This is a genomic window from Agrococcus sp. TSP3-2-1, from assembly GCF_049897585.1.
Classification (GTDB): Bacteria; Actinomycetota; Actinomycetes; order Actinomycetales; family Microbacteriaceae; genus Agrococcus.
In genome coordinates this window covers 20241-45444 of record NZ_JAFCWN010000011.1, presented here as the reverse complement: position 1 = coordinate 45444, position 25204 = coordinate 20241, and the positions used below count along the sequence as shown (strand labels likewise).

Below are 25204 nucleotides of genomic sequence, written 5' to 3'. Positions count from 1 at the left end.
GGACGACGAGTTGCTCGCGTTCGGCACGGTTAAGGGTGCCGGAGCAAAGCACGCCCCGAACTCGCCCGAGATTCCGCGGCTAGATCAGGATCCCATCCACACGTTTTGGCCTATAACCCCCGGCTTCATCGTTCCCGGGCGCCGATGCGCGCCCCGGTCGAGTTCACCCGCTGTTCACCTCGCGGGCGGCTCCGCGCCACTCGGTCTTCCTACCGTGGTCGAGGCGAGCGGATGCGCGCCGTCCCAGGGTCCCCAGCCCTGCACCGACCTTCCGAAGGGAACACCGTGAAGTTCACGAAGCTCGGCCGCGCTGCGGTCATCGCCGCAGCCGGCACGCTCCTCCTCAGCTCCTGCGCCGCCAACGAGCCCGCCGCCGATGGAGCCGCCCCCGAGGGCACGCAGGCCGCCGGCTCGACCCTGTCGGGCGACGTCGCGGGCGCCGGCGCTTCGTCGATGGGCGCGGCCCAGGAGGCCTGGATCGCCGGCTTCCAGACCGAGAACCCCGACGTCAACGTCACCTACGACCCGGCCGGCTCGGGTGCGGGGCGCGAGCAGTTCATCGCGGGCGGCGTCTCGTTCGCCGGCTCCGACGCCTACCTCAAGGACGAGGAGCTCGAGGGCGAGTTCGCCGCGTGCGTGCCCGACACGCTCCCGGTCGACCTGCCCGTCTACATCTCGCCCATCGCGATCATCTTCAACGTCGAGGGCGTCGACTCGCTCAACCTGGACGCCTCGACGATCGCCAAGATCTTCTCCGGTCAGATCACGAGCTGGGACGACCCGGCGATCGCCGAGCAGAACGAGGGCGTCGAGCTGCCCGCCACGCCGATCCAGCCCGTGCACCGCTCGGACGACTCGGGCACGACCGAGAACTTCACCGAGTACCTCGCCGCGACGGCCGCCGCCGACTGGACCGAGGGCGTGTTCGAGACGTGGCCGTCGTCGGTCTACAGCACGAGCGAGGGCGCCCAGGGCACCTCGGGCGTCGTCGACGCCGTCTCGAACGGCACGGGCACGATCGGCTACGCCGACGCCTCGCGCGCGGGCGACCTCGGCACGGTGGCGCTCAAGGTCGGCGAGGAGTACGTGCCGTTCACGGCCGAGGCCGCCGCTGCAGCCGTCGACGCCTCGCCGCGCGTCGAGGGCCGCCACGACGGCGACATCGCCGTCGAGCTCGACCGCACGACGACCGAGGCCGGCGTCTACCCGCTCGTGCTCATCTCCTACGCGATCGCGTGCACCGAGTACCAGGACGCTGAGGCGGCCGAGCTCGTCAAGGCCTACCTGAGCTATGTCGCGTCGGAGGAGGGCCAGCTCGCCGGCGAGGCGAACGCCGGCAACGCCCCCATCTCGGATGCGCTGCGCGGCGAGATCCTCGACGTCGTCGAGACGATCAAGTAGCCATACTGGTCTGAGACCCCGCGGCACCGCCGCACTGGACCGGCTGGGGCGCTCGTCGCCCCGGCCGGTCGCCATGACCGGCCCACCCCGATTCGCTGGAGCCCCATGACCACCGCAGCACCGGCCGCGACGACGAGAGCCTCCGCGCCCAACCGTCCGGCCGACGTCATCTTCCGGGCGGTCTCGACGACCGCCGGCGTGCTCATCCTCGTCGCCCTCGCCGGCGTCGCGATCTTCCTGGTCGCGCAGGCCGTCCCCGCGATCATCGGGCCGCTCCCGGATGACGACAGCTTCTGGGCCTGGGTGTGGCCGCTCACGTTCGGCACCCTCTGGTCGGCGTTCCTGGCGATGGTCATGGCGGTGCCGATGGCGATCGCGATCGCGCTGTTCATCACGCACTTCGCGCCCCGCCGCCTCGCCGCGATCCTCGGCTACCTGATCGACCTGCTCGCGGCGATCCCGTCGGTCATCTACGGGCTGTGGGGCATCGCGGTGCTCGCGCCCTTCATGCAGCCCGCGTACACGTGGCTCGCCGACAACCTCGGCTGGATCCCGCTCTTCTCGCCCCCCGCCTCCGGCACGGGCCGCACGATCCTCACCGCCGCGATCGTCCTCGCGGTGATGGTGCTGCCCATCATCACCGCGCTCTGCCGCGAGATCTTCCTGCAGACCCCGCGGCTGAACGAGGAGGCATCGCTCGCGCTCGGCGCGACCCGCTGGGAGATGATCCGCATGGCGGTCCTGCCGCACGGCCGCTCGGGCATCATCGCCTCCTCGATCCTCGGCCTCGGCCGAGCCCTCGGCGAGACGATGGCGGTCGCGATGGTGCTCGCCTCGGCCGGCGCGGTGACCTTCGTCGTCGTCGGCTCGCAGAACCCCTCGACGATCGCCGCGAACATCGCGCTGCGCTTCCCCGAGGCGCACGGCATCACCGTGAACATGCTCATCGGCTCCGGCCTCGTGCTCTTCGCGATCACGCTGCTGGTCAACGCCATCTCGCGCTGGATCATCGCGAAGACGACCGTCGACGGAGGTCGCTAGACCATGACCACCACGATCGGCGCGCCCCGCCAGGCGCAGAACCCGCTCACCGCCGGCCAGCTGCCGCGCTGGAGCCCGTGGGCCGTGCTCGGCGGCGCGCTCCTCGTCGGCGCGGCAGTCGCAGGCCTCGTCGCCGGCGCCTCCGGCGGCCAGTTCAGCATCGTCACGACGGCCGTCGTCGGCTTCGTGCTCTACCTCGTCGCGATCACCGTCGTGAGCCAGCTCATCGAGGGCGGGCGCAAGGCGACCGACCGCTTCGTCACCGGGCTCGTGACCGGCGCGTTCCTGCTCGCGCTCATCCCGCTCGTCTCGCTCGTCATCACGGTGACCGCGAACGGCCTCGCCCGGTTCGACCTCGAGTTCTTCACCTACACGATGCGCAACATCGTCGGCGAGGGCGGCGGGGTGCTGCACGCGATCGTCGGCACGCTCCTCGTGACGCTCTGGGCGGCGATCATCTCCGTGCCGGTCGGCATCTTCACCGCGATCTACCTCGTCGAGTACGGCAAGGGCAAGCTCGCGAAGGCCATCACGTTCTTCGTCGACGTCATGACGGGCATCCCCTCGATCGTCGCGGGACTGTTCGCCTACGCGCTCTTCGCGCTCTTCTTCGGGGAGGGCGTGCGCTCGGGCATCGGTGGCGCGGTCGCCCTCAGCCTGCTCATGATCCCGACGGTCGTGCGCTCGACCGAGGAGATGCTGAAGCTCGTCCCGAACGACCTGCGCGAGGCATCCCTCGCCCTCGGCGTGCCGAAGTGGCTGACGATCGCGAAGGTCGTGCTCCCCACCGCGCTCGCCGGCATCGTCACGGGCGTGACGCTCGCGATCGCCCGCGTCATCGGTGAGACGGCGCCGCTGCTCATCATCGCCGGCTTCACGACGAACATGAACTACAACGTGTTCGAGGGCCGCATGATGACGCTGCCGGTGTTCGCCTACAACCAGTACGTGAGCCCGGGCGTCCAGGAGCAGGCGTACTTCGACCGCGCGTGGGCCGCGGCGCTCGTCCTCATCCTCATCGTGATGATCCTCAACATCGTGGCGCGACTCATCGCCCACTTCTTCGCCCCGAAGGCCGGAAGGTAATACGCACATGTCCAAGCGCATCGAGATCAACGACCTCGACGTCTACTACGGCGCGTTCAAGGCCGTCGAGGGCGTCTCGCTCGAGATCGAGCCCCGCTCGGTCACGGCGTTCATCGGGCCCTCCGGCTGCGGCAAGTCGACCGTGCTGCGCACGATCAACCGCATGCACGAGGTGATCGCGGGTGCCTACGTCGACGGGGAGATCCTGCTCGACGGCGCCAACCTCTATGGCACGGGCGTCGACCCGGTCAACGTGCGGCGACAGATCGGGATGGTCTTCCAGCGCCCGAACCCGTTCCCGACGATGACGATCCGCGAGAACGTGCTCGCCGGCGTGCTGCTCAACAACCGCCGGATGTCCAAGGGCGACCAGGACGACCTCGTCGAGCGCTCGCTGCGCGGCGCGAACCTCTGGAACGAGGTGAAGGACCGCCTCGGCATCCCGGGTTCGGGCCTCTCGGGCGGCCAGCAGCAGCGCCTCTGCATCGCTCGCGCGATCGCGGTGAGCCCCGACGTGCTGCTGATGGACGAGCCGTGCTCGGCGCTCGACCCGATCTCGACGCTCGCGATCGAGGACCTCATCGAGGAGCTCAAGCAGGAGTACACGATCGTGATCGTGACCCACAACATGCAGCAGGCGAGCCGCGTCTCCGACAAGACGGCGTTCTTCAACATCGCCGGCACGGGGAAGCCGGGGAAGCTCATCGAGTACGACGAGACGACCCGCATCTTCTCGAACCCGTCGGTGCAGTCGACCGAGGACTACGTCTCGGGCCGCTTCGGCTGATCCGCCGCGCGCCCCGCCCGCAGCCCCGCCCCCGTTGGTCGAGTAGTCGTCCGGAGGACGACGTATCGGGGCCGGTGGACCATCCCGTTGGTCGAGTAGTCGTCCGGAGGACGACGTATCGGGGCTGGTGGACCATCCCGTTGGTCGAGTAGTCGTCCGGAGGACGACGTATCGGGGCCGGTGGACCATCCCGTTGGTCGAGTAGTCGTCCGGAGGACGACGTATCGGGGCCGGTGGACCATCCCGTTGGTCGAGTAGTCGTCCGGAGGACGACGTATCGAGACTGGTGTGCTGCGTCTCGATACGGCGCCTCCGGCGCCTACTCGACGGGCGGGGTGCGGCGCCCACTCGACGACCGGGGGGGCGACGTCCACTCGACGAACAGGGGTGCGGCACCTACTCGGCGCGCCGCTCCCGGTACCCCGCCCAGTCGCGCTTCTTCGCCGCCGCGGAGACCGCGTCGAAGTCGCCGCGGATGAGCGCCTCTCGCTTCGCTCGGCTCCAGCCCTGGATCTGCTTCTCGAGCGCGAAGCACGCGGCGATCGAGTCGTCGTAGTGCGCGAAGGCCAGCTCGACGGGTCGACGCTGCTTCGTGTACTTCGCGCCCTCGCCGCGCTGGTGCTGGTCGAGGCGACGCTCCATGTCCCATGTGCTGCCTGCGTACAGGGAGCCGTCGGAGCAGCGGAGGAGGTAGACCCAGGGCATGCGGGGATGGTGCACGAAGAGCCGGGGCTCGCAGTCGCTGCTCGGGCGTCGCTGTGGAGAGGCGTCTCGATACGGCGCCTGCGGCACCTACTCGACGAGCGGGGAGGAGGCACCTACTCGACGAGCGGGGAGGAGGCACCTACTCGACGAGCGGGGAGGAGGCACCTACTCGACGAGCGGGGAGGGGGCGCCTGCTCGACGAGCGGGGAGGGGTGCCTGTTCGACGAGGGGGAGGGGGCGCCTGCTCGACGAGCGGGGAGGAGGCGCGTGCTCGACGAGCGGGGAGGAGGCGCCTGCTCGACGAACGGGTGGGCGGTACCTGCTCGACGAGCGGAGGGGACGGCGGGGAGCGCGCGGTCAGTCGGCCGGCGGGCCGTGCGTCTCGAGGGCGACGAGCGACGGCTCGGCGCCCGCGCTCACGTGCAGCACCGTGAACTCGGCCGTGTGCAGCATCGACGCGCGGTGCGTGCGCTCGGTCTCCGCCGCATCCGTCACGTGCACGACCGCCGAGACGATGTTGCCGATCACCGGCGCGTGGCTGCACAGCACCGTCCCGCGGCGCTTCCGCACCGCCTTCGCGATGCGCCGCTCGATCTCCTCGCGCTGCCCGACCGGCCACTCCTGGCTCAGCTCGTGCAGCGCCTTCGCCGCGACGCCGAGCACCGCCTCGAGCGGCTCGACGGTCTGCAGGCACCGAAGGGCGTCGGAGGAGAGGATGCGCTCCGGCCCGAAGGCGGCGATCCCGCGCGCGATCGACGCCGACTGGCGCTCGCCGCGCGACGTGAGGGGCCGCGCGACGTCCTCGCCGTCGAAGGAGTAGGGATCCGCGGCCTTCCCGTGCCGCAGCGCGACGATCGGGAACGTCTGCTCCTGGCCGCGCGCGAGGCGCTCCTCGAAGCGCGCGATGATCGCCGCGTCGTGCTCGTAGCTCACGCGCCGCCGCGCCTCGTCGAGCGGCAGCCAGTGCAGCGCCATGATCTCGTCGTTCGGCTCGAACGGGCCGAGGCCCGCATCGCCGAGCGGCGCCTGCCAGTAGTAGACGACCTTGTCGCGGCCGTCGGGCAGTCGGTACTCGCTCGTGCCGAGCGGCGCCCCGAGCGTCACGGCGCAGCCGGTCTCCTCCTCGATCTCGCGCGCGGCGCACTCGGGCAGCGACTCGCCCGGGTCGAGCTTGCCCTTCGGCAGCGACAGGTCGCGGTGCTGCGTGCGCTCGACGAGCAGCGCCTCGACGCCGCTCTTCCCGCGCCGCCACACGAGCGCGCCCGCGGCGAGCACGGGTGCGGCCGCGGCGGTCACCGGCCGCCCGCGCGCTTGCGGCGCTGGATCTGGATCATCCGGTCGCGGTGCAGGTCGTCGAGCGGCGCGCCCTCGTCGTCGTAGAAGCGGCGCGTCCAGGTGCCGTCGGCCTCCGCCCACCACGACGCCGTCTGCGGCGACATCGCGCGATCGAAGTGCTGCGAGATGTCGCGCATGTGCTCGGTCGAGGTGAGCTGGATGAGCGCCTCGACGCGGCGGTCGAGGTTGCGGTGCATCATGTCGGCCGAGCCGATGAAGACCTCCTCGGCGCCGTCGTTCCAGAACGCGAACACGCGCGAGTGCTCGAGGTAGCGGCCGACGATCGAGCGCACCGTGATGTTCTCGCTCAGCCCCGGCACGCCCGGCTTGATCGAGCAGATGCCGCGCACCCAGATCTGCACCTCGACGCCCGCGCGGCTCGCGCGGTAGAGCGCGTCGATGAGCTGCTCGTCGACGATCGCGTTGATCTTGAAGCGGATGCGCGCCTTCCGGCCGGCCTTGGCGGCCTCCGTCTCGCGCTCGATGCGGTCGAGCAGCCCCTTTCGCAAGTGGCGCGGAGCGACGAGCAGCCGCTGGTACGACTTCTCCTTCGCGTAGCCGGAGAGCTCGTTGAAGAGCCGCGTGATGTCGCGCCCCACCTGGTCGTTGTCGGTGAAGAGCCCGAAGTCCTCGTAGATGCGGCTCGTCTTCGGGTTGTAGTTGCCGGTGCCGATGTGGCAGTAGTGGCGCAGCCGCCCCTGCTCGCGGCGCACGATGAGCATGAGCTTGCAGTGCGTCTTGAGACCGACGATGCCGTAGACGACGTGCACGCCCGCGCGCTCGAGCTGCTTGGCCCAGCGGATGTTCGCCTGCTCGTCGAAGCGGGCCTTCACCTCCACGAGCGCCAGCACTTGCTTGCCAGCTGCGGCCGCGCGGATGAGCGCCGCGACGACGGGCGAGTCGCCCGAGGTGCGGTAGAGCGTCTGCTTGATCGCGAGCACGTCGGGGTCGTCGGCCGCCTGCTCGAGCAGCGCCTGCACGCTCGTCGCGAACGACTCGTAGGGGTGGTGCACGAGCACGTCCTTGCGCGTGATCGCCGCGAAGAGGTCGGGCTTCTCGTCCTGGTCGCCTGGCAGGAACGGCGTCGCGGTGACCGGCACGCGCTTCGTGTAGCGCAGGTCGGGCCGGTCGATGCCCGCGAGCTGGAAGAGCCCGGTGAGGTCGAGCAGCCCCGGCAACGGGTAGACCTCGTGCTCGGTGATGCCGAGCTCGTCGACGAGCAGGTCGAGCGTGTCGGCGTCGATGTCCTCCGCGACCTCGAGCCGGATGGGCGGGCCGAACTTGCGCCGCGAGAGCTCCTCCTCGAGCGCGCTGATGAGGTTCTCGGTGTCGTCCTCGTCGATCGAGACGTCCTCGTTGCGCGTGACGCGGAAGACGTGGTGGTCGATGATGCTCATCCCCGAGAACACCTCGTCGAGGTTGTTCGCGATGAGCCCCTCGAGCGGCAGGAACCGCTGCGCGCCGTCGGCGGCGCGGGGGAGCTCGATGAAGCGCGGCAGCACCGCCGGCACCTTGAGGCGCGCGAACTGCGGCTCGTCCTCGCCCGGCACCTGCACGCGCACGGCGAGGTTGAGGGAGAGGCCGGAGATGTAGGGGAACGGATGCGCGGGGTCGACCGCGAGCGGCATCAGGACGGGGAAGATCTCGGCCTCGAAGCGCGCCGACATCGCCTCGCGCTCCTCGTCGGTGAGGTCGTGCCACGTGACGACGTGGATGCCGGCCTCACCCAGGTCGACCTGGAACGACTCGCGCGCCGCGCGCGCGTGCCGCAGCTGCAGGTCGTGCGCGCGCTGCACGACCGCGTGCAGCAGCTCCTGCGGCGAGCGGCCCACGTTCGTCGGCACGGCGAGGCCCGTCGCGATGCGGCGCTTGAGGCCCGCGACCCGCACCATGAAGAACTCGTCGAGGTTCGATGCGAAGATCGCGAGGAAGTTGGCGCGCTCGAGCAGCGGCACGCGCGGGTCCTCGCCCATCTCGAGCACGCGCTCGTTGAAGGCGAGCCAGGAGAGCTCGCGGTCGAGGAAGCGGTCGGCGGGCAGGCCGTCCTCGGTCGCGGTGCCCTGCAGCTCGGCCGACCAGCTCGACTCATCGTCGTAGTCGTCGAAGTCCGCCTTGTTGGCGTCGTGGAAGCTGCGCTCCTCGCCGAGGGTGCGAGCCGGGCGCTCGCGGAGCGTCTCCGAGCTCGCGGGAGCGCTGGTGGCGGTGCCGTCAGTCATGGCGCCATCCTCTCAATCCGAGGTGCCATCGTCCTGGGTGACCGTCCCGTGCCTCCATCGCACGTCGATCGCCCACTGCGAGAATCCTGCCCGTCGGTAGAGCCCGAGCGCAGCCTCGTTGTCGCCCTCGACATACAGGTGCGCGGTCGTCGCGCCCACCGCGCGCATCCGCGCGAACGCGGCCTCGAGCATCCGTCGCCCGATGCCCGCGCCCTGCCGGCCGGGCGCGACGCCCAGCACGTAGAGCTCGGCGACGTCGCCGCCCGGCTTGACCCACGCGAAGCCGTCGAGGCCCGCCTCGCCCGGCAGCACGACGAGGTTCGCGTCGTCGTGCCACGGCTCCGCCATGCGCGCGGCGAGGTCGCTCGCGCTCATGCGGCCCTGCTCGGGGTGGTCGGCGAACGCGGCGGCGTTGAGGGCGAGCAGGGCGGCTGCGTCGTCGGGCTCGAACGCGCGCACCCCGTCGGGCAGGCGGTCGGGCTCCGCGCCGTCGGCGGCGGCCGGCACGGGGGAGCGCAGCTGCAGCAGTTCGCGCACGCGCCGCATCCCGAGGCGCTCGGCGATCGCGCGCGCCGCGGGCAGGTCGCCGTGCGCCCACGCGTCGAAGTCGCCGAGCTCGGCCGCGACGCGCTCGGCGAGCGCGAGGCCGAGCCCGCGGCCGCGGTGCTCGGGGTGCACGGCGAGCTCGACCTCCCGATCGGCGTCGCTCACGACCGCGAGCGCGGTCTCGTCGCCGATCGCGCGACGCTGCCCGCGGGCGAGCTCGACGAGCGCCTGGTCGTTGAAGGGCGGCATGCCGTCGCGCGCGGCGCACGCGGCGCCGAGGGCGCGAGCGGTGTCGATCATGCGGTCTCCAGGTCGAAGCGGTAGCCGACGCCGCGCACGGTGCCGATGAGGCCCTCGAGGTCGCCGAGCTTCGCGCGCAGCCGTCGCACGTGCACGTCGACGGTGCGGGTGCCGCCGAAGTAGTCGTAGCCCCACACCTCGCTCAGCAGCTGCTCGCGCGTGAAGACGCGCGAGGGGTGCGCGGCGAGGAACCGCAGCAGCTCGAACTCCTTGTAGGTCAGGTCGATCGGTCGGCCGTCGACCCTCGCCTGGTAGCTCGCCTCGTCGATGCTGAGGCCGCTCGCGACGATCGGCTTGGCCTCGGTGCGCGCGCTGACGGCGAGGCGGATGCGCGCTTCGAGCTCGGCGGGACCGGCCGAGTCGAGCACGACGTCGGTCACGCCCCACTCGGCGCTCACGGCCGCGAACCCGCCCTCGGAGAGCACGAGCAGCACCGGCGCCGCGTCGCGGTCGAGCAGCCGGCACAGCGCCTTCGCGCTCGCGAGCTCGACGGCGCCGTCGACGACGAGCACGTCGCCGGCGGGGGCGTGCGCGACGGCCTCCGCCGTGCCGGGGAGCGTCGTCACGCGGTGCTCCAGCAGCTCGAGACTGGGCAGCGCTCCCTGATCGCGGCGGGTGAAGATCACGACGTGCGCCATCAAGCCTCCTGCCGATTCCGATCCTAGGGTCTGCGCGGAGGCCGTCCTGACGGCGCCGGCGCGCTCGAGGGCGGGCGGCCTGGCGCGCGGCCCGGTTCGACGGCCCGAGGCGACTGCGGCATGATGAGGCCATGGCGAGCAAGGCCACGTCGTGGCGATGGGGGAGCGTGTGGCCCGTGTGGCTGCTCGCGGCCATAGGCGGCACCGCGGTCGGGGTGCTGCAGCCCTCCGACGGCATCGTCTGGCTGCCGATCGTGCTCGGCGTCTGCACGCTCGTCGCCTTCGCGATCCAGCTCGGCGGGCCCACGGAGCCCGGCGTCGTCGCGCGGCTCGCGGCGGCGGTCTTCGGCTCGGTCGTGGTGCTCGCGATCGCCTCCGCCGTGCTGGTGCCGCTCACGCAGCTGTAGCGCCCGCGCTCGGGGCGCGGGGGTAGGATCGAGCCATGGACGCCATCCCCATCATCGCCTTCGAGATCTTCTACCTCGGTCTGCTCGGGCTCGCCATGATCGCGATCCTCGGCGTCTCCTACGTGGTCATCCGCAACCTCTTCAAGGGCCAGCGCTAGCGCGGTGCTCGAGCTCGATCCCACGCTGCCCGCGGAGCTCGGCCCGCTCCAGTGGCTCGTCGGCGACTGGGAGGGCACAGGCGTGCTCTCCTTCCCGGTCGGCGACCGCACGGTGGAGCACGAGTTCGGCCAGCGCGTCTCCTTCGCCCACCACGGGCATCCGTACCTCTCCTACGAGGCCTACGCGTGGATGCTCGATGACGAGCTGACGCCGCTCGCGGCCGAGTCGGGCTTCTGGCGCCTCGCCCGCCCCGCCGAGGCGGCCGACCCCGGCCCCGGCATGCTCCCGCCCGAGGGCGAGCCCGCGTTCGGTTCGCTCGACGCGGTCGAGTCGCTCCGCCGCCCCGACGGCGCCTTCGACATCCAGGCGCTCATCGCCCACCCCGCGGGCGTCGCCGAGCTCTACCTCGGCACGATCGCCGGCCCCCGCATCGACCTCGCGACCGACGCGGTGCTGCGAGGTGCGAGCGCGAAGGAGCACACCGCATCCACCCGCATGCTCGGGCTCGTCGAGGGTCACTTGCTGTGGGCGTGGGACCTCGCGGCGCTCGGCCGCGGGCTCGAGAGCCACGCCTCGGCCCGGCTCGCGCGCGCGACCCCCGCAGGCGGCGACGAGGCGTGAGCATGCTCGCGACGTTCGCCTCGCGCATCCCCGGCGCGGTGCTCGACGAGTCGACCGGCCTGCCGCTGCACGTCGGCAATCCGATGGCCGAGCAGCGCCGACTGCGGGCCGGCGCGCTCGTGCTGCTGCCGCGCGACGTGCTGCGGCTGACCGGCCCCGACGCGCTGCCGTGGCTCGACTCGATCTCGAGCCAGGCGATCGCCGCGCTCGCCGACGGCGCCTCGAGCGAGACGCTCGTGCTCTCGCCCGAGGGGCGCATCGAGCACGTGCTGCGCCTGCGGCGCGACGGCGACGCGCTCTGGGTGATCGTCGACGCCGGCAGCGGTGACGCGCTCGAGTCGTGGCTGACGCGGATGCGCTTCTTCAAGCAAGTGGAGATCGAGCGACCCGAGGCGGTCGTCGTGGGCACTGCGGGCGAGCCTGCGGGCCCCGTCGCGTGGCTCGACGGCTGGCCCGAGGTCGCGCCCGGCGGGGTGCGCTTCGGCCAGCCGACGGGGGAGCCGTGGAGCTGGTCGGAGTCGGTGCTGAGCCCGGAGGAGGCGGCCGCGCTCGAGCCGGAGCGCTTCATCGGCACGCTCGCGGCCGAGGCGCTGCGCATCGCCGCGGGCAGGCCCGGCCTCGCGGAGGTCGACGAGCGCTCGATCCCGCACGAGCTCGACTGGCTGACGACGGCGGTGCACCTGCAGAAGGGCTGCTACCGCGGGCAGGAGACGGTCGCGAAGGTGCACAACCTCGGCGCGCCGCCGCGCCGCGTGGTGCTGCTGCACCTCGACGGCTCGCAGAACGCGCCGGTCGCGGCCGGCGACGTCGTGCTCGCGGGCGACAAGGAGGTCGGCGCGGTGACGTCCGCGGCGATCCACGACGACCTCGGTCCGATCGCGCTCGCCGTCGTGAAGCGCTCGGCGCCCGCCGACGGCGACTTCGTCGTGCGCAGCGCCGAGGGCCTCGACGTCGCGGCGGGCCAGCAGGTGCTCGTGCCGCCGAGCGCGGGCCACGCGAACCGGCCGCCGCGGCTGCCGAGGCTCGGCGCCGTCAAGCGCCCGACGCGCCCCGACGCGCCGCCCGCGTAGCGCGCCTGCCCGCGGCGCCGCCCGCGGAGCGGCTCCACGTGCGCCCGGCGGAACGGACCCGTTCTCGGCACGCGGACCCGATATGTCGGGTCCGCGAACCGAGATGGGGTCCGCTTCGCGCCGCGCGCTCACGCAGCGGCGAGTCGAACCGCTCGCGTCGACGCGACCGGTTCCCGCAGCGACTCGAACGCTTCGCGTCGACGCCACCTGCTGCAGCGGCTCCCGTCGGCGTGAAGCGGTCCGCGCGCCGATCGAGGGCCGGCAGGGGACCTCTTCCACCGAGCGGGACTTGGTGGACCGGGTCTCCGCTGCTGGGAGGCGTCGCACTGCGCGTGGCGGAGCGCCGACGCCCACGCATCACGGCAGCGGCGCGACCGCCTCCCACGCGACCGTCAGCTCCCCGAGCCGCCACCGCGCCGGGCCGCCGCTCACCGGCCAGCCCGAGTCGCGCATCCGCCCGACCGTCGCGACCCACCGCTGCGTCGCCCCGAAATCGGCGAGCGGCGCGTGCGAGGCCCACGCGCGGTCGAGCTCCGTCAGCAGCGCGTGCACGCGCTCGCCCGGCACGTTGCGGTGGATGAGCGCCTTCGGCAGCCGCTCGGCGACGACCGAGGGCGCCTCCATCGGCGCCGAGCCGAGCTCGTCGACCTTGAGCGCGATCGTGAGCGAGCGCGGCCCCGCGGCGTCGAGCGCGACCCATGAGCACACCCGCCCGACCTCGTTCGACGTGCCCTCGACGAGCAGCCCGCCGGGCGCGAGCCGCGCGAGCATCGTCGCCCAGTGGCCGGCGACCTCGTGCTCGTCGTACTGCCGCAGCACGTTCATCGCGCGGATCACGTGCGGCGGCCGCCGCGCCGGCACCTCGAAGCCGCCGAGCGCGAACGACACCCGCGCATCCGCCGCGATCGCGCGCCCGTAGCGCGAAGGGCCCGCCGCGCACGCCGCCTCGAGCTCCGCCGTCGCGAGCGCGACGCGCTCCGGATCGATCTCGAGCCCGAGCACCTCGACCGTGGGATTGCCGCGCGAGAGCCGCTCGTGCAGCTCGAGGCTCGTCGTCGCGCTCGCGCCGTAGCCGAGGTCGACGACGAGGCAGCCCGGCACGCGCGCGGCCGGCTGCGCCGCGATCCAGCGGTCGACGCGGCGCAGCCGGTTCACGCCGGTCGTGCCGCGCGTGATGCGTCCGGTCGGCTTCGCCACCCCACCATTGTCGCGCCCGTCGGGGCGTGGGTACGGTGGCGGGCATGGATGCGTGGCGCCGGGCGGTCGAGCACGTCGCGTCGCGCTCGAGCGGCGGGCCGCTCCCCGCCGACGCCCGAGCTCGGCGTGCCGGTCGCGTGGCACCCGGGGCTCGAGCTCGAGGTCGACCGCATCGAGGAGCTCGAGGCGTATCGCGGCATCGATGCGCTCGCGCTCGCCGTGGAGCTCGCCGTCGCCGGCCGCATCGACGCGCGCATCCTCGGCGAGGCGGCCGAGGGCCGTGACCCGCAGTCGGTCAAGCGTGTCTGGCACCTCATCGCCAGGTTCGGGCATCGCGCGCCGGGCTGACCGCCCAGCGCGCATCCTCGAGCCCGAGCGGGGCCGCTGCGCCCGACCGGGCTCGGCGCGCCAGCCCCGCTCGGGCGCAGCGGCCCCAGTCGCACTCGAGCGGATGCGCCGGGTTAGGCTGGCGGCATGACCGAGCGCACCCTCATCCTGCTCCGCCACGGCCAGTCCACCTGGAACGAGAAGAACCTCTTCACCGGCTGGGTCGACGTGCGGCTCACGCCGAAGGGCGAGGAGGAGGCGAAGCGCGGCGGCGAGCTGCTGCGCGAGCACGACGTGCTGCCCGACGTGCTCTACACGTCGCTGCTGTCGCGCGCGATCCAGACGGCGAACATCGCCCTCGACGCGGCCGACCGCTCGTGGATCCCGGTGCACCGCTCCTGGCGGCTCAACGAGCGCCACTACGGCGACCTGCAGGGCAAGGACAAGGCGGAGACCCTCGAGCAGTACGGCGAGGAGAAGTTCATGATCTGGCGCCGCTCGTTCGACACGCCCCCGCCCGAGATCGCCGACGACAACGAGTTCTCGCAGGCCGGCGACCCGCGCTACGCCGACATCGACGGCGAGATGCCGCGCACCGAGTGCCTCAAGGACGTCATCGAGCGCTTCCTGCCCTACTGGGAGTCGACGATCACGAAGGACCTCGAGGCCGGGAAGACGGTGCTCGTCACCGCCCACGGCAACTCCCTGCGCGCGCTCGTGAAGCACCTCGACAAGATCTCGGACGACGACATCGCGGCGCTCAACATCCCCACGGGCATCCCGCTGCTCTACCGCCTCGGCGACGACAACATGCCCGTCGCGCCCGGCGAGTACCTCGACCCCGAGGCGGCGGCGGCTGGTGCGGCTGCGGTCGCGGCGCAGGGCAAGCGCGGTGGAGCTTAGGGCGGAGACCCTTTCGGGTCTCCGCCGCGACCCCAGCGCCGAGGCCCGTCTCGGGCCTCGGTAGGAGCCGAGACGGGGAAGGGCCCGACCGCAGCGGTCGGGCCCTTCCCCGTGTGCGCCTCAGCCCTGGTCGGGCGACGCCGGCTGCACCGGCTCGGGCGCCATCTCCGGGTGCGGGTCCTCGTCGCCGACCCAGTCGCCGGTCGCGAGGTACTTGACCTTCTTCGCGATGCTCACGCCGTGGTCCGCGAAGCGCTCGTGGTACCGGCTCGCGAGCGTCGCATCCACCGTCGTGTGCGCCGCGCCCTGCCACTCGGTGCCGAGCACGTGCGCGAAGACGTCGCGGTGCAGCTGGTCGACGATCTCGTCGGCCTGCTCGATCTGCTCGGCGATCGCGAGGTCCTGCGTCTCGAGCAGGTCGCGCAGCAGCTTCGCGATCTCGATGTCCTTCGCGCCCATCTCGGCGAACGTGGGCGCGAGCGAGTCGGGCACGACGTTCAGGGGGAAGCGGTAGCGGGCCAGCAGCGCGATGTGCCGGGCGAGGTCGCCCATGCGCTCGAGCGACGCCGAGATGCGCAGCGCCGAGACGGTGATGCGCAGGTCGCGGGCGACGGGCGACTGGCGCGCGATGATGTTGATCGCGAGCTCGTCGAGCGACGACGCCTTGTCGTCGATGATCGGGTCGGTCGCGATCACCTGCTCGGCGAGCTGCACGTTCGAGTCGCCGAAGGCGCGCACGGCCGCCTCGATCGAGACCACGACGTGGTTGGCGATGTCGACGAGGCGCTCCTGCACCTCGGCGAGCTCCTGCTGGAAGACGTCGCGCATTTGCTCCTGCTCCTTCGGTGCGCCGACGCTCGACGGCGTCGAGCGGCAGCGGCACGGTACGGACTGCCAGTGTCCTGGGGCCAGGTTACCGGGCGGTGTCCGGACGCTGAACCGCGGGAGGCGCGCGTCGCGCTGGCTACGATGGGGGCGTGGATGCGTCCTGGTATGTGCTCCTGGCGCTCCTGCTGGGCTTCGGTCTGGGAGCGCTCTCGGTGCATCTGCTCGGCATCGCCGCGCAGCGCGGACGCCAGGTGATGGCGATCGCGAGCGAGCCCGTCCCCGACGGCATCGCCGCGATGGTCGACGTGCTCGAGTCGGCGGGCGTCGTGCTCGACGGCTCCAACCAGGTGCTCCTCTCGTCGCCCGGCGCCGTGACGCTCGACCTCGTCGACGGGCGCGCGCTGCGCAGCCACGACATCCTCGAGGCCGTGCGCCGCGTGTGGCGCACGGGGCACGAGGAGGTGCTCGACCTCGTGCACCGCCGCGGCCGCATCGGTGTCGGCACCGAGCTGCACCTGCGCGTGCGCGTCGCCCCGCTCGGCAACCGCTTCATGCTCGTGCTCGCCGCCGACCGCACCGAGGAGCTGCGGCTCGCGGGTGTGCGGCGCGACTTCGTCGCCAACGTCAGCCACGAGCTCAAGACGCCCATCGGCGCCGTCGCGGTGCTCGCCGAGGCGATCGAGGCGGCCGCCGAGGATCCCGATCGCGTGCGCACGTTCGCGCAGCGCATGCAGCTCGAGGCGGATCGGCTCGGCCGCATGACGAAGGAGCTCATCGAGCTCTCGCGCATCCAGGCCGACGACCCGCTCGATCAGCCGGAGCTCGTCGAGATCACCGAGGTCGTCGACGTCGCGGTCGACCGCACGCGCGTGCTCGCGGATGCGAAGCGGATGCGCGTGGTGACGCGCGTGCTGGAGGACGCCGAGGTGCTCGGCTCGGCCGAGCTCATCACGATGGCGGTGCAGAACCTCGTGGCGAACGCCGTGCAGTACTCGCCGGAGGCGACGCACGTCGGCATCGGCGTGCGCGTCGTCGACGGAGTGGTCGAGATCGCGGTGACCGACAAGGGCGTCGGCATCGCGCAGGAGGACCGCGAGCGGGTGTTCGAGCGCTTCTACCGCGTCGACCCCGCGCGCAGCCGCGTGACCGGCGGCACGGGCCTCGGCCTCAGTATCGTGAAGCACGTCGCCGTGAGCCACGGCGGCGAGGTCACCCTCTGGTCGCGCCCGGGTCAGGGCTCGACGTTCACCCTGCGACTGCCCGTCGCCGAGACGCCTGCCCGCGAGGAGACTGCATGACGCGCATCCTGATCGTCGAGGACGAGCTCGCGCTCGCCGAGCCGCTCGCCTACCTGCTCGAGCTCGAGGGGTACGAGACGGCGCACGCGGCCGACGGGGACGCGGCGGTCGAGCGCTTCGAGCGGGAAGGGGCCGACCTCATCCTGCTCGACGTCATGCTCCCGGGGCGCAGCGGCACCGACGTGTGCCGGCACATCCGCCGCACCTCGAAGGTGCCGATCATCATGCTGACCGCGAAGGACTCCGAGGTCGACACGATCGTCGGGCTCGAGCTCGGTGCCGACGACTACGTCACCAAGCCGTACTCGACCCGCGAGCTCGTGGCGCGCATCCGTGCCGTCCTCCGTCGCCGCGCAGTCGAGGAGGAGGACGCGGATGACGACTCGGTCGTCGAGGTGGGGCGCGTGCGGCTCGACGCCGACAGCCACACCGTCACGGTCGACGGGGCAGAGGTGGCGATGCCGCTGCGCGAGTTCGAGCTGCTCGAGTACCTCATGCGCAACGCCGGCCGCGTGCTCACGCGGGGGCAGCTCATCGACCGGGTGTGGGGGAGCGACTACTTCGGCGACACGAAGACGCTCGACGTGCACATCAAGCGGCTGCGGGCGAAGATCGAGGAGCAGCCCTCGAGCCCGACCCAGCTCGTGACGCTGCGGGGGTTGGGCTACCGCTTCGAGCTCCGCGCTGGAGCTTGAAGCGCAGACCCTTTCAGGTCTGAGCCCGGTGGGCTACTGGGCCGGGCCGAAGTCTGCGTAGTCGGGGAACTCGGTCGAGTGCACGGGCACGCCCACGCCCGTCGGCTCGGCGCCGTCGGCCTGGAACGAGACGTTGCGCAGCCCGCCGAACTCGATCTCGCCGACCTCGAAGAGCAGCTGCTCGCCGTCGGGGAAGCCGAAGGTCGTCGTGCCCTGGCCGACGCGGACCTCCTCGGCCTCGTCGTCGACGCGCACCTCGACGAAGGTCGCCTCGCCGGGGTTCGTGAAGGTGACGAGCAGGTTGAGCGTGTCGCCGTCCGGGTCGCCGATGAGCAGCGCGTTGTGCCACTCGACCGTGCCGGTCGAGCCCGAGACGCCGTCGGAGGGGTCGTACTCGATCGTCGTCGCCTGCGGGGTGAGCAGGTTGCAGCCGGTGGCTGCCAGGACGACGACCGCGGCTGCGGCGGCTGCGGCGAGGGGGCGGTGCTGCACGGGATCCCTTTCGACGATGGCCGCGGGCGCAGAGTGCGCGACCGCGGTCACGACCACTCTAATACCCGCCCGATGGACGCTCCGCGCGGGGCTGAGGGGCGTGATCCAACCACGCCCCGCGGGCCTGAGCGAGCGACACGCTGTGATAAAATCGAGGTTCTGGCTATGACGAGGAGCATTCGATGAACTTTGAGGTCGGAGAGACGGTCGTCTACCCCCACCACGGTGCCGCGACGATCACCGAGGTCAAGGTGCGCAAGATCAAGGGCGTCGAGACCACCTACCTCAAGCTCAACGTCGCACAGGGCGGGCTGACGATCGAGGTGCCGGCGCAGAACGTCGACATGGTGGGCGTCCGCGACGTCATCGGCGAGGAGGGCCTCGACAAGGTCTTCGAGGTGCTGCGCGCCGACTTCACCGAGGAGCCCACCAACTGGGCCCGCCGCTACAAGGCGAACGTCGAGAAGCTCGCGTCCGGTGACGTCATCAAGGTGAGCGAGGTCGTCCGCGACCTCAGCCGCCGCGACCAGGACCGCGGCCTCTCGGCCGGCGAGAAGCGCATGCTCGCGAAGGCGCGGCAGATCCTGGTCTCCGAGCTCGCGCTCGCCGAGCACACCGATGAGGACGCCGCCGCGGCGCGCCTCGACGAGGCGCTCGCCCCCGCGAGCTGACCCGCAGGCCTGCAGGCACGTACCTGGGGCGAGGCATCCGATCTCTCGATCGGGTGCCTCGTCCCACGTCCGGGCGCGGCCGCGCGAGGCATCTAGGCTCGAGCGCGTGACCGACACCGCCATCATCGTCGTCGCCGCGGGCAGCGGCACGCGCCTCGGGCGCGGCGTGCCGAAGGCCTTCGCCGAGCTCGCGGGCGCGACGATCCTCGAGCATGCGCTGCGCGGGCTCGCCGGCATCGACGCATCGATCGTCGTCGTCGTGCCTGCAGGGTTCGAGGCGGATGCGTCGGCGGCGGCCGAGCGCGCCGGTGCCGTCGCGTCGGTGGTCGTCGGCGGCGCGACGCGGGCCGACTCGGTCGCGGCGGGACTCGAGCGGGTGGGCGAGGAGCGCTTCGTGCTCGTGCACGACGCCGCCCGGGCGCTCGCGCCGCGCTCGCTCGTCGAGCGGGTCGTCGAGGCGCTGCGGGGCGGGGCGCGCGCCGCCGTGCCGGTGCTGCCCGTCGTCGACACCATCCGCGAGTCGGGGGCTGCGGGGCTCGGGCGCATCGTCGACCGCTCGACGCTCCGCGCGATGCAGACGCCGCAGGGCTTCGACGCCCAGCTGCTCCGTGCCGCCTACGCGGAGGCGCTCGCGCGCGCCGACTCGACCGACGACGCCCAGCTCGTGCAGGCGCTCGGCGAACCGGTCGCGTCGGTGCCGGGCGACGAGCTCGCGTTCAAGATCACGACGGCGGCGGACGCCGACCGCGCGGAGGCGCTGCTCGCGCCGGAGGGGGGTCGCGTGGACGAGCTGCGCACCGGGATCGGCGTCGACGTGCACGCCTTCGGCGGCGACGGGCCGCTCATGCTCGCGGGGCTCGAGTGGGAGGGGCAGGGCCTCGCCGGCCACTCCGACGGCGACGTGGTGTGCCACGCGATCGTCGACGCGCTGCTCGGCGCCGCGGGGCTCGGCGACATCGGCTCTCTCGTCGGCGTCGACGACCCGCAATACGCCGGCGCACGCGGCGAGGTGTTCGTGCGCGCCGCGCTCGAGCGGCTCGGCGCGGACGGCTGGGCGCCCGTGAACGTCGCCGTGCAGGTGCTCGGCGTGCGCCCGCGCATCGGCGCCCGCCGCGACGAGGCGCAAGCGGCGCTCAGCGCGATGCTCGGCGCCCCGGTGAGCGTGAGCGGCACGACGGCCGACGGCCTCGGCGCCATCGGCCGCGGCGAGGGCGTGCAGGCGATCGCGACGGCCCTCATCCGCCGCCGCTCACCGCTCGTCGAGTAGTGCCGCAGGCACGTATCGAGACGAATCCGCTGGCGCATGCCGATCTCGATACGGCGCCTGCGGCGCCTACTCGATCAGCGGTGGAGGCGAGATGAGCCCAGTAGCCTTGGGCACCGTGACCGTGCGCATCTACGACTCGAAGCAGCAGGCGATCGTCGACCTGCAGCCGCTCAAGGCCGGCGAGGTCTCGATGTACGTCTGCGGTCCGACGGTGCAGTCGGCGCCGCACATCGGCCACGTGCGCAGCGCCGTCGCCTACGACGTCTGGCGCCGCTGGCTCGAGCACCGCGGCCACCGCGTCACGTTCGTGCGCAACGTCACCGACATCGACGACAAGGTGCTCGTCAACGCGGTCGACGAGCCGTGGTGGGCGCTCGCCTACCGCGTCGAGCTCGAGTTCTCGGCGGCGTACCGCGCCGTCGGCGTCGCCGCGCCGACGTACGAGCCGCGAGCCACCGCCTCCGTGCCCGAGATGCACGCGCTCATCGCCGAGCTCATCGAGCGCGGCCACGCCTACCCGGCGCTCGACGGCTCGGCCGACGTCTACTTCGACGTGCGCTCCTGGCGCGAGTACGGCGCGCTCACGCGCCAGTCGCTCGACAACATGGAGCCGGCCGCCGACGCCGACCCGCGCGGCAAGCGCGACCCGCGCGACTTCGCGCTCTGGAAGGCGCAGAAGCCCGAGGAGCCCGCCTCGGCCTCGTGGGACTCGCCGTGGGGCCGCGGCCGGCCGGGCTGGCACATCGAGTGCTCGGCGATGTCGCGCCGCTACCTCGGCGACGCGTTCGACATCCACGGCGGTGGGCTCGACCTGCGCTTCCCGCACCACGAGAACGAGCTCGCGCAGTCGACGGCGGCGGGGCTGGGCTTCGCGAGCGTCTGGAGCCACAACGGCCTCGTGCACGTCGACGGCGAGAAGATGTCGAAGTCGCTCGGCAACTCGATCTTCGCCGCCGACCTCGTGCGCGCGGTGCGCCCGATCGTCGTGCGCTACTTCCTGCTCGCGCCCCACTACCGCTCGACGATCGACCTCCGCACCGCGGGCGGCGACCTGGATGGCGGCTCGCTCGGCGAGGCAGAGGCCGCGTTCGGCCGCGTCGAGTCGATGCTCGAGCGCGCGGCGCGCGCGGGCGAGCTGCCGGAGTCGGACGTGCCGCTTGCGTTCGGCGCGGCGATGGACGACGACCTCTCGACCCCGCAAGCGATCGCGGTGCTGCACGAGTCGACGCGCGCCGCGAACGCCGCGCTCGACGCGGGGGAGGCGGATGCCGCGCTCGCGCGAGCGGGGGAGGTGCGGGCGATGCTGCGCGTGCTGGGCCTCGACCCGGCGGACGAGGTGTGGCATTCTGGAACGTCGGCCGCGACCGGGGCGCTCTCGAGCCTCGTCGAGTCGCTGCTGGCAGAGCGCCGCGAGGCGCGCGCGAAGAAGGACTTCGCCGCCTCCGACCGCATCCGCGATGCGCTCGCCGCCGCCGGCATCGCCGTCGAGGACGGCAAGGACACCACCACCTGGAGCATCTCATGACCAAGTCGCAGCGATCGCCGCGCAAGAAGGGCCCGCAGAAGGGCACGGGCGGCCACGGCCGGAAGGCGCTCGAGGGCAAGGGCCCCACGCCGAAGGCCGAGGACCGCTCGTGGCACGTCGCCGGCAAGCGCAAGTCGGCGCGCGAGCGCTTCGAGGCAGCCGCGCAGAAGGGCCGCCGCCCCGAGCCGCCCCGCCACCGCAAGCCCTCGTCGGCGAAGGACGACTCCGAGCTCGTCACCGGCCGCAACAGCGTGCTCGAGGCGCTGCGCACGAAGACGCCCGCGACGACGCTCATCCTCGCCGCCCGGCTCGAGATGGACGAGCGGGTCAAGGAGATCCTCTCGATCGCGAACAAGCGCGGACTGCCGGTGCTCGAGGTCATGCGGCCCGAGCTCGACCGGCTCTCGGGCCACGACGCCGTGCACCAGGGCGTCGCGCTCAAGGTGCCGCCGTACCAGTACGCGCACCCGATCGAGCTGCTCGAGCAGATCGTCGACCGGCAGCAGACGCCGCTGCTCGTCGCGCTCGACGGCATCACCGACCCGCGGAACCTCGGCGCGATCATCCGCTCGGCCGCCGCGTTCGGCGCGCAGGGCGTCATCGTGCCGCAGCGCCGCTCGGTCGGCGTGACCGCGTCGGCGTGGAAGACGAGCGCCGGCGCCGCCGCGCGCGTGCCGGTCGCGATGGCCACGAACCTCACGACGACGCTCAAGGAGCTGAAGTCGCAGGGCGTGTTCGTCGTCGGGCTCGACGGCGACGGCGACGTGCCGCTGCACGAGCTCGACCTCGCGGGCGGTCCGCTCGTGATCGTCGTCGGCAGCGAGGGCAAGGGGCTCTCGCGGCTCGTGGCCGAGACGTGCGATGCGATCGTCTCGATCCCCATCTCGTCGGCGACCGAGTCGCTCAACGCCGGCATCGCCGCATCCGTCACGCTCTACGAGGTCGCGAAGCGCCGCTCCTCCCGCTGATCGAGCAGCGGCCGCCCCTCTGCGACCGGGGCGGTTCCGCCTGACGGGGGCGGGCACGCCGGCCCCGCTCGGGCGGATGCGCCCCGGTGGGCGGTACGTCTTGCTGCGAGGGTCAGACGCGGTCGCGCCAGTCGCCCTCGTCGTCCTCCTCGTCGAGCAAGCCCTGCACGGTGATGATGGGCATCGTCATCGTGAGCGGCAGGTCGAGCAGCGCCGCCTCGTCGCGCCGGAACGCGAGCTGCGTCGCGATGTACTGCTCGGCGGCCTCGGCGAGCGGCACCTCGCGCTGCTCGCGCTCGGAGAGGAACCAGCGGTGCTCGAGCACCTCGTGGAAGATCTCGGCGGGCTCGAGCTTGCCGCGCAGCTCGATCGGCACCGACTGCACGATCGGCTGGAACACCTGCTCGAGCCACTCGTGGACGAGCGCCTCGTCGCCGACGTACGGCCGCAGGTCGCGCTGCGTCGCGACGTACTGGTCGAGGTCGTTGAGCAGCCGCCGCGCCTGGTTCTCCTGCGCGTCGATCCCGGTGAGCGACTGCAGGCGGCGGTGGTGGTGGCCCGGGTCGACGACCTTGGGCTGGATGCGCACGGTCGTGCCGCCGTCGCCCGTGCGGATCGCGAGCTCGCCGATGTCGTAGCCGAGCGCGTTGAGCCGCTCGATGCGGGCCGAGATGCGCCAGCGCTCGTCGGCGGGCAGCACCTCGTCGCTGTGGAGCTCGTGCCAGAGCGAGCGGTACTGGTCGACGATCGAGCCGGCGACCCGCACGGGGTCGATCGACTCGTCGAGGCGGTCGCCCGCGGCGAGGTCGAGCAGCTCACCCGCGATGTTGACGCGCGCGAGCTCGAGGTCGTCCTCGCGGCGGCCGTCCGAGAGGCCGTCGCGGAGCAGCGTGCCGGTCTCGGCGTCGACGAGGTAGGCGGCGAAGGCGCCGGCGTCGCGGCGGAAGAGCGTGTTCGAGAGCGAGACGTCGCCCCAGTAGAAGCCGACGAGGTGGAGCCGCACGAGCAGCCCCGCGAGCGCGTCGACGAGGCGCTGCGCGGTCGGCGCCTTGAGCGCGGAGGAGTAGAGGGCGCGGTAGGGGAGCGAGAAGCGCAGATGTCGGGTGACGAGCGCCGCGGCGAGCGGGTTGCCGTCGGCGTCGACGCGGTCGGCGATCACCGCGAGCGGCTCGACGCACGGCACCTCGAGCCGCTGCAGCGTGCGGAGCATCGCGTACTCGCGCGCCGCCATCTCAGGCGTCGTCTCCTTGATCGCCACGACGCGGCCGCCGAGCCGCGCGAAGCGCACGAGGTGGCGTGAGATGCCCTTCGGCAGCTGCACGACGTCGGCCTCGGTCCACTGCTCGAGCGGCTCGTCCCACGGCAGGTCGAGCAGCGTCGCGTCCATCACGGCGGAGGTGATGCGCAGGTCGGACCGCATGCCGCCATGGTAGGCGCGACCGGGCGCGCGCGCTCGGGCCGATCGCACGCATCCGTCGACGACGACGGCCCCGTCGCCAGGACGGGGCCGTCGCTCGGTGCCGGTCAGAGGCGGTTGCCGCTGTCGGAGTCGAACAGGTGCATGTGCTCCGGGTCGGGCGTGATGTACACGGTGTCGCCGAGCGAGGCGTGCGTGCGCCCGTCGACTCGCGCGACGATGTCGACGCGCTTGCCCTCGACGTCGGCGTGGCCGTAGAGGTAGCCGTCGGCGCCGAGCTCCTCGACGAGGTCGACGAGCACCGGCAGGCCGTCGCCGCCCGACTCGGCGACCGAGATGTCCTCGGGGCGCACGCCGACGACGACGTGGCCCTTCGCGGCCGCGAGCTGCTCGCGCGGGATGGGCGTCACGTGCGTGCCGAACTCGATGCCGCGCTCGGAGACGGGCAGCTCCATGAGGTTCATGGCGGGGCTGCCGATGAAGCCGGCGACGAACTGGTTCGCCGGCTGGCCGTAGAGCTCGCGCGGGGTGCCGACCTGCTGCAGCACGCCGTCCTTGAGCACCGCGATGCGGTCGCCCATCGTGAGCGCCTCGGTCTGGTCGTGCGTGACGTAGACCGTCGTGACGCCGAGGCGGCGCTGGAGCGAGGCGATCTGCGTGCGGGTCTGCACGCGCAGCTTGGCGTCGAGGTTCGACAGCGGCTCGTCCATGAGGAACACCTGCGGCTGGCGGACGATCGCGCGGCCCATCGCGACGCGCTGGCGCTGACCGCCCGAGAGGGCCTTCGGCTTGCGGCTCAGGTACGGCTCGAGGTCGAGCAGCTTCGCTGCCTCCTCGACGCGCTTCGCGCGCTCCTCCTTGGCGACGCCGGCGATCTTGAGCGCGAAGCCCATGTTCTCGGCGACCGTCATGTGCGGGTAGAGCGCGTAGTTCTGGAACACCATCGCGATGTCGCGGTCCTTCGGCGGCATGTCGGTGACCTCGCGGTCGCCGATCAGGATGCGGCCGTCGTTGACCTCCTCGAGGCCCGCGAGCATGCGGAGGGTCGTGGACTTGCCGCAGCCGGAGGGGCCGACCAGCACGAGGAACTCCCCGTCGCCGATCTCGAGGTCGATCGCGTCGACTGCGGGGCGGTTGCCGCCGGGGTAGACCCGGGTGGCCTTGTCGAACGTCACAGACGCCATTGTCGATACTCCCTTTCCACCGGCAGGTACGTGCCGGACGATCCGTCGTGGTGAGGACGGGCGTCGTCGCCCGCGTGCTCATCCTGGCACGTCGGCCTGCCGGTACCCTAGAAGACGGCG

The 25204-nt window shown here is 72.3% G+C and carries 26 protein-coding genes; 16 read left to right on the top strand and 10 right to left on the bottom strand.

Features of this window, described 5'->3' with window-relative positions:
- Positions 1-285 precede the first annotated feature (285 nt).
- The 4 genes from ACP7BI_RS13065 to pstB all read left to right on the top strand — a co-directional run bounded on the left by ACP7BI_RS13065 (position 286) and on the right by pstB (position 4315).
- On the top strand, positions 286-1401 hold the full coding sequence (locus tag ACP7BI_RS13065) for a phosphate ABC transporter substrate-binding protein PstS (protein ID WP_425847047.1): 1116 nt from the start codon (positions 286-288) through the stop codon (positions 1399-1401).
- Positions 1402-1506: 105 nt separating this feature from the next.
- A complete protein-coding gene (pstC, locus tag ACP7BI_RS13060) occupies positions 1507-2442 on the top strand; it encodes a phosphate ABC transporter permease subunit PstC (protein WP_425847044.1) in 936 nt (311 codons plus the stop codon).
- 3 nt (positions 2443-2445) lie between these two features.
- Complete coding sequence (pstA, locus tag ACP7BI_RS13055) at positions 2446-3528, top strand: phosphate ABC transporter permease PstA (RefSeq protein WP_425847041.1); 1083 nt, start codon at positions 2446-2448, stop codon at positions 3526-3528.
- Positions 3529-3535: 7 nt separating this feature from the next.
- Complete coding sequence (gene pstB / locus ACP7BI_RS13050; RefSeq protein WP_211450310.1) at positions 3536-4315, top strand: phosphate ABC transporter ATP-binding protein PstB; 780 nt, start codon at positions 3536-3538, stop codon at positions 4313-4315.
- Positions 4316-4711: 396 nt separating this feature from the next.
- Here pstB and ACP7BI_RS13045 read toward each other — a convergent pair whose 3' ends face one another.
- From ACP7BI_RS13045 to ACP7BI_RS13025, 5 genes are all read right to left on the bottom strand, one after another.
- Positions 4712-5020, bottom strand: coding sequence for a GIY-YIG nuclease family protein (locus ACP7BI_RS13045; protein ID WP_425847038.1), 309 nt, complete (start codon positions 5018-5020; stop codon positions 4712-4714).
- Between the two features lie 357 nt (positions 5021-5377).
- Positions 5378-6316: an NUDIX hydrolase gene (locus tag ACP7BI_RS13040; RefSeq protein WP_425847035.1), complete on the bottom strand. Its 939-nt coding sequence runs from the start codon at positions 6314-6316 to the stop codon at positions 5378-5380.
- A complete protein-coding gene (locus ACP7BI_RS13035) occupies positions 6313-8571 on the bottom strand; it encodes an RNA degradosome polyphosphate kinase (RefSeq protein ID WP_425847032.1) in 2259 nt (752 codons plus the stop codon). The genes ACP7BI_RS13040 and ACP7BI_RS13035 overlap by 4 nt, the downstream gene beginning before the upstream one ends.
- 12 nt (positions 8572-8583) lie before the next feature.
- The gene (gene mshD, locus ACP7BI_RS13030) at positions 8584-9417 is read right to left on the bottom strand and encodes a mycothiol synthase (RefSeq protein ID WP_425847029.1); all 834 of its coding nucleotides are present in this window, start codon (positions 9415-9417) and stop codon (positions 8584-8586) included.
- Complete coding sequence (locus tag ACP7BI_RS13025) at positions 9414-10055, bottom strand: response regulator transcription factor (protein WP_425847026.1); 642 nt, start codon at positions 10053-10055, stop codon at positions 9414-9416. The genes mshD and ACP7BI_RS13025 overlap by 4 nt, the downstream gene beginning before the upstream one ends.
- Positions 10056-10186: 131 nt before the next feature.
- On the opposite strand from ACP7BI_RS13025, the gene ACP7BI_RS13020 reads away from it, so the two are divergent.
- Genes ACP7BI_RS13020 through ACP7BI_RS13005 form a run of 4 tightly spaced genes read left to right on the top strand, consistent with a single transcriptional unit; the run spans position 10187 to position 12312 of the window.
- Entirely contained in the window at positions 10187-10462 is a 276-nt protein-coding gene (locus tag ACP7BI_RS13020; RefSeq protein ID WP_425847024.1) for a hypothetical protein, read from the top strand.
- Between the two features lie 35 nt (positions 10463-10497).
- Entirely contained in the window at positions 10498-10620 is a 123-nt protein-coding gene (locus ACP7BI_RS13015) for a hypothetical protein (protein WP_021010736.1), read from the top strand.
- A 4-nt stretch (positions 10621-10624) separates the two neighbouring features.
- Positions 10625-11242: an FABP family protein gene (locus ACP7BI_RS13010; protein ID WP_425847021.1), complete on the top strand. Its 618-nt coding sequence runs from the start codon at positions 10625-10627 to the stop codon at positions 11240-11242.
- A gap of 2 nt (positions 11243-11244) precedes the next feature.
- A complete protein-coding gene (locus ACP7BI_RS13005; protein ID WP_425847019.1) occupies positions 11245-12312 on the top strand; it encodes a YgfZ/GcvT domain-containing protein in 1068 nt (355 codons plus the stop codon).
- Positions 12313-12669: 357 nt separating this feature from the next.
- Here ACP7BI_RS13005 and ACP7BI_RS13000 read toward each other — a convergent pair whose 3' ends face one another.
- Positions 12670-13509 (bottom strand): class I SAM-dependent methyltransferase, encoded by an 840-nt coding sequence (locus ACP7BI_RS13000; RefSeq protein ID WP_425847017.1) that lies wholly within the window; start codon positions 13507-13509, stop codon positions 12670-12672.
- A gap of 48 nt (positions 13510-13557) precedes the next feature.
- Here ACP7BI_RS13000 and ACP7BI_RS12995 point away from each other — a divergent pair, with 48 nt between their 5' ends.
- The gene (locus tag ACP7BI_RS12995) at positions 13558-13857 is read left to right on the top strand and encodes a hypothetical protein (protein WP_425847014.1); all 300 of its coding nucleotides are present in this window, start codon (positions 13558-13560) and stop codon (positions 13855-13857) included.
- A 126-nt stretch (positions 13858-13983) separates the two neighbouring features.
- Positions 13984-14739, top strand: a complete 756-nt coding sequence (locus ACP7BI_RS12990) for a phosphoglyceromutase (RefSeq protein ID WP_425847011.1) — start codon at positions 13984-13986, stop codon at positions 14737-14739.
- A gap of 120 nt (positions 14740-14859) precedes the next feature.
- Here ACP7BI_RS12990 and phoU read toward each other — a convergent pair whose 3' ends face one another.
- Positions 14860-15567, bottom strand: a complete 708-nt coding sequence (gene phoU / locus ACP7BI_RS12985) for a phosphate signaling complex protein PhoU (protein ID WP_425847008.1) — start codon at positions 15565-15567, stop codon at positions 14860-14862.
- A 149-nt stretch (positions 15568-15716) separates the two neighbouring features.
- Between phoU and ACP7BI_RS12980 the strand changes: the two genes are divergently transcribed.
- Positions 15717-16865, top strand: coding sequence for a sensor histidine kinase (locus ACP7BI_RS12980; RefSeq protein ID WP_425847005.1), 1149 nt, complete (start codon positions 15717-15719; stop codon positions 16863-16865).
- Positions 16862-17560 carry a response regulator gene (locus tag ACP7BI_RS12975; RefSeq protein ID WP_425847002.1) on the top strand — a complete coding sequence of 233 codons (699 nt, stop codon included), beginning with the start codon at positions 16862-16864 and terminating at the stop codon, positions 17558-17560. The genes ACP7BI_RS12980 and ACP7BI_RS12975 overlap by 4 nt, the downstream gene beginning before the upstream one ends.
- Positions 17561-17593: 33 nt before the next feature.
- Here the strand turns inward: ACP7BI_RS12975 and ACP7BI_RS12970 are convergent, their stop codons facing one another.
- Positions 17594-18052: a hypothetical protein gene (locus tag ACP7BI_RS12970; protein WP_425846999.1), complete on the bottom strand. Its 459-nt coding sequence runs from the start codon at positions 18050-18052 to the stop codon at positions 17594-17596.
- A 182-nt stretch (positions 18053-18234) separates the two neighbouring features.
- Between ACP7BI_RS12970 and ACP7BI_RS12965 the strand changes: the two genes are divergently transcribed.
- The 4 genes from ACP7BI_RS12965 to rlmB all read left to right on the top strand — a co-directional run bounded on the left by ACP7BI_RS12965 (position 18235) and on the right by rlmB (position 22483).
- Positions 18235-18723 carry a CarD family transcriptional regulator gene (locus tag ACP7BI_RS12965; protein WP_021010726.1) on the top strand — a complete coding sequence of 163 codons (489 nt, stop codon included), beginning with the start codon at positions 18235-18237 and terminating at the stop codon, positions 18721-18723.
- 106 nt (positions 18724-18829) lie between these two features.
- The gene (gene ispD, locus ACP7BI_RS12960; protein ID WP_425846997.1) at positions 18830-19990 is read left to right on the top strand and encodes a 2-C-methyl-D-erythritol 4-phosphate cytidylyltransferase; all 1161 of its coding nucleotides are present in this window, start codon (positions 18830-18832) and stop codon (positions 19988-19990) included.
- A 115-nt stretch (positions 19991-20105) separates the two neighbouring features.
- On the top strand, positions 20106-21515 hold the full coding sequence (cysS, locus tag ACP7BI_RS12955; RefSeq protein WP_425846994.1) for a cysteine--tRNA ligase: 1410 nt from the start codon (positions 20106-20108) through the stop codon (positions 21513-21515).
- Positions 21512-22483 carry a 23S rRNA (guanosine(2251)-2'-O)-methyltransferase RlmB gene (rlmB, locus tag ACP7BI_RS12950; protein ID WP_211450280.1) on the top strand — a complete coding sequence of 324 codons (972 nt, stop codon included), beginning with the start codon at positions 21512-21514 and terminating at the stop codon, positions 22481-22483. The genes cysS and rlmB overlap by 4 nt, the downstream gene beginning before the upstream one ends.
- Before the next feature lie 112 nt (positions 22484-22595).
- Here rlmB and ACP7BI_RS12945 read toward each other — a convergent pair whose 3' ends face one another.
- Together ACP7BI_RS12945 and ACP7BI_RS12940 are read right to left on the bottom strand one after the other, a co-directional pair.
- The gene (locus tag ACP7BI_RS12945; RefSeq protein ID WP_425846991.1) at positions 22596-23903 is read right to left on the bottom strand and encodes a DUF4032 domain-containing protein; all 1308 of its coding nucleotides are present in this window, start codon (positions 23901-23903) and stop codon (positions 22596-22598) included.
- A gap of 104 nt (positions 23904-24007) precedes the next feature.
- Complete coding sequence (locus ACP7BI_RS12940) at positions 24008-25084, bottom strand: ABC transporter ATP-binding protein (RefSeq protein ID WP_425846989.1); 1077 nt, start codon at positions 25082-25084, stop codon at positions 24008-24010.
- Between the last annotated feature and the right edge of the window lie 120 nt (positions 25085-25204).

Bases quoted from the DNA above. Each gene is read 5' to 3' on its own strand.
- ACP7BI_RS12945 (WP_425846991.1), bottom strand. From the start codon at position 23,903: ATGCGGTCCGACCTGCGCATCACCTCCGCCGTGATGGACGCGACGCTG.
- ACP7BI_RS13005 (WP_425847019.1), top strand. From the start codon at position 11,245: ATGCTCGCGACGTTCGCCTCGCGCATCCCCGGCGCGGTGCTCGACGAG.
- phoU (WP_425847008.1), bottom strand. From the start codon at position 15,567: ATGCGCGACGTCTTCCAGCAGGAGCTCGCCGAGGTGCAGGAGCGCCTC.
- mshD (WP_425847029.1), bottom strand. From the start codon at position 9,417: ATGATCGACACCGCTCGCGCCCTCGGCGCCGCGTGCGCCGCGCGCGAC.
- pstC (WP_425847044.1), top strand. From the start codon at position 1,507: ATGACCACCGCAGCACCGGCCGCGACGACGAGAGCCTCCGCGCCCAAC.
- ACP7BI_RS13020 (WP_425847024.1), top strand. From the start codon at position 10,187: ATGGCGAGCAAGGCCACGTCGTGGCGATGGGGGAGCGTGTGGCCCGTG.
- ACP7BI_RS12965 (WP_021010726.1), top strand. From the start codon at position 18,235: ATGAACTTTGAGGTCGGAGAGACGGTCGTCTACCCCCACCACGGTGCC.
- pstB (WP_211450310.1), top strand. From the start codon at position 3,536: ATGTCCAAGCGCATCGAGATCAACGACCTCGACGTCTACTACGGCGCG.
- ACP7BI_RS13035 (WP_425847032.1), bottom strand. From the start codon at position 8,571: ATGACTGACGGCACCGCCACCAGCGCTCCCGCGAGCTCGGAGACGCTC.
- ACP7BI_RS13025 (WP_425847026.1), bottom strand. From the start codon at position 10,055: ATGGCGCACGTCGTGATCTTCACCCGCCGCGATCAGGGAGCGCTGCCC.
- rlmB (WP_211450280.1), top strand. From the start codon at position 21,512: ATGACCAAGTCGCAGCGATCGCCGCGCAAGAAGGGCCCGCAGAAGGGC.
- ACP7BI_RS12990 (WP_425847011.1), top strand. From the start codon at position 13,984: ATGACCGAGCGCACCCTCATCCTGCTCCGCCACGGCCAGTCCACCTGG.
- ACP7BI_RS12995 (WP_425847014.1), top strand. From the start codon at position 13,558: ATGCGTGGCGCCGGGCGGTCGAGCACGTCGCGTCGCGCTCGAGCGGCG.
- ACP7BI_RS12975 (WP_425847002.1), top strand. From the start codon at position 16,862: ATGACGCGCATCCTGATCGTCGAGGACGAGCTCGCGCTCGCCGAGCCG.
- ACP7BI_RS13045 (WP_425847038.1), bottom strand. From the start codon at position 5,020: ATGCCCTGGGTCTACCTCCTCCGCTGCTCCGACGGCTCCCTGTACGCA.
- ACP7BI_RS13015 (WP_021010736.1), top strand. From the start codon at position 10,498: ATGGACGCCATCCCCATCATCGCCTTCGAGATCTTCTACCTCGGTCTG.
- pstA (WP_425847041.1), top strand. From the start codon at position 2,446: ATGACCACCACGATCGGCGCGCCCCGCCAGGCGCAGAACCCGCTCACC.
- ACP7BI_RS12940 (WP_425846989.1), bottom strand. From the start codon at position 25,084: ATGGCGTCTGTGACGTTCGACAAGGCCACCCGGGTCTACCCCGGCGGC.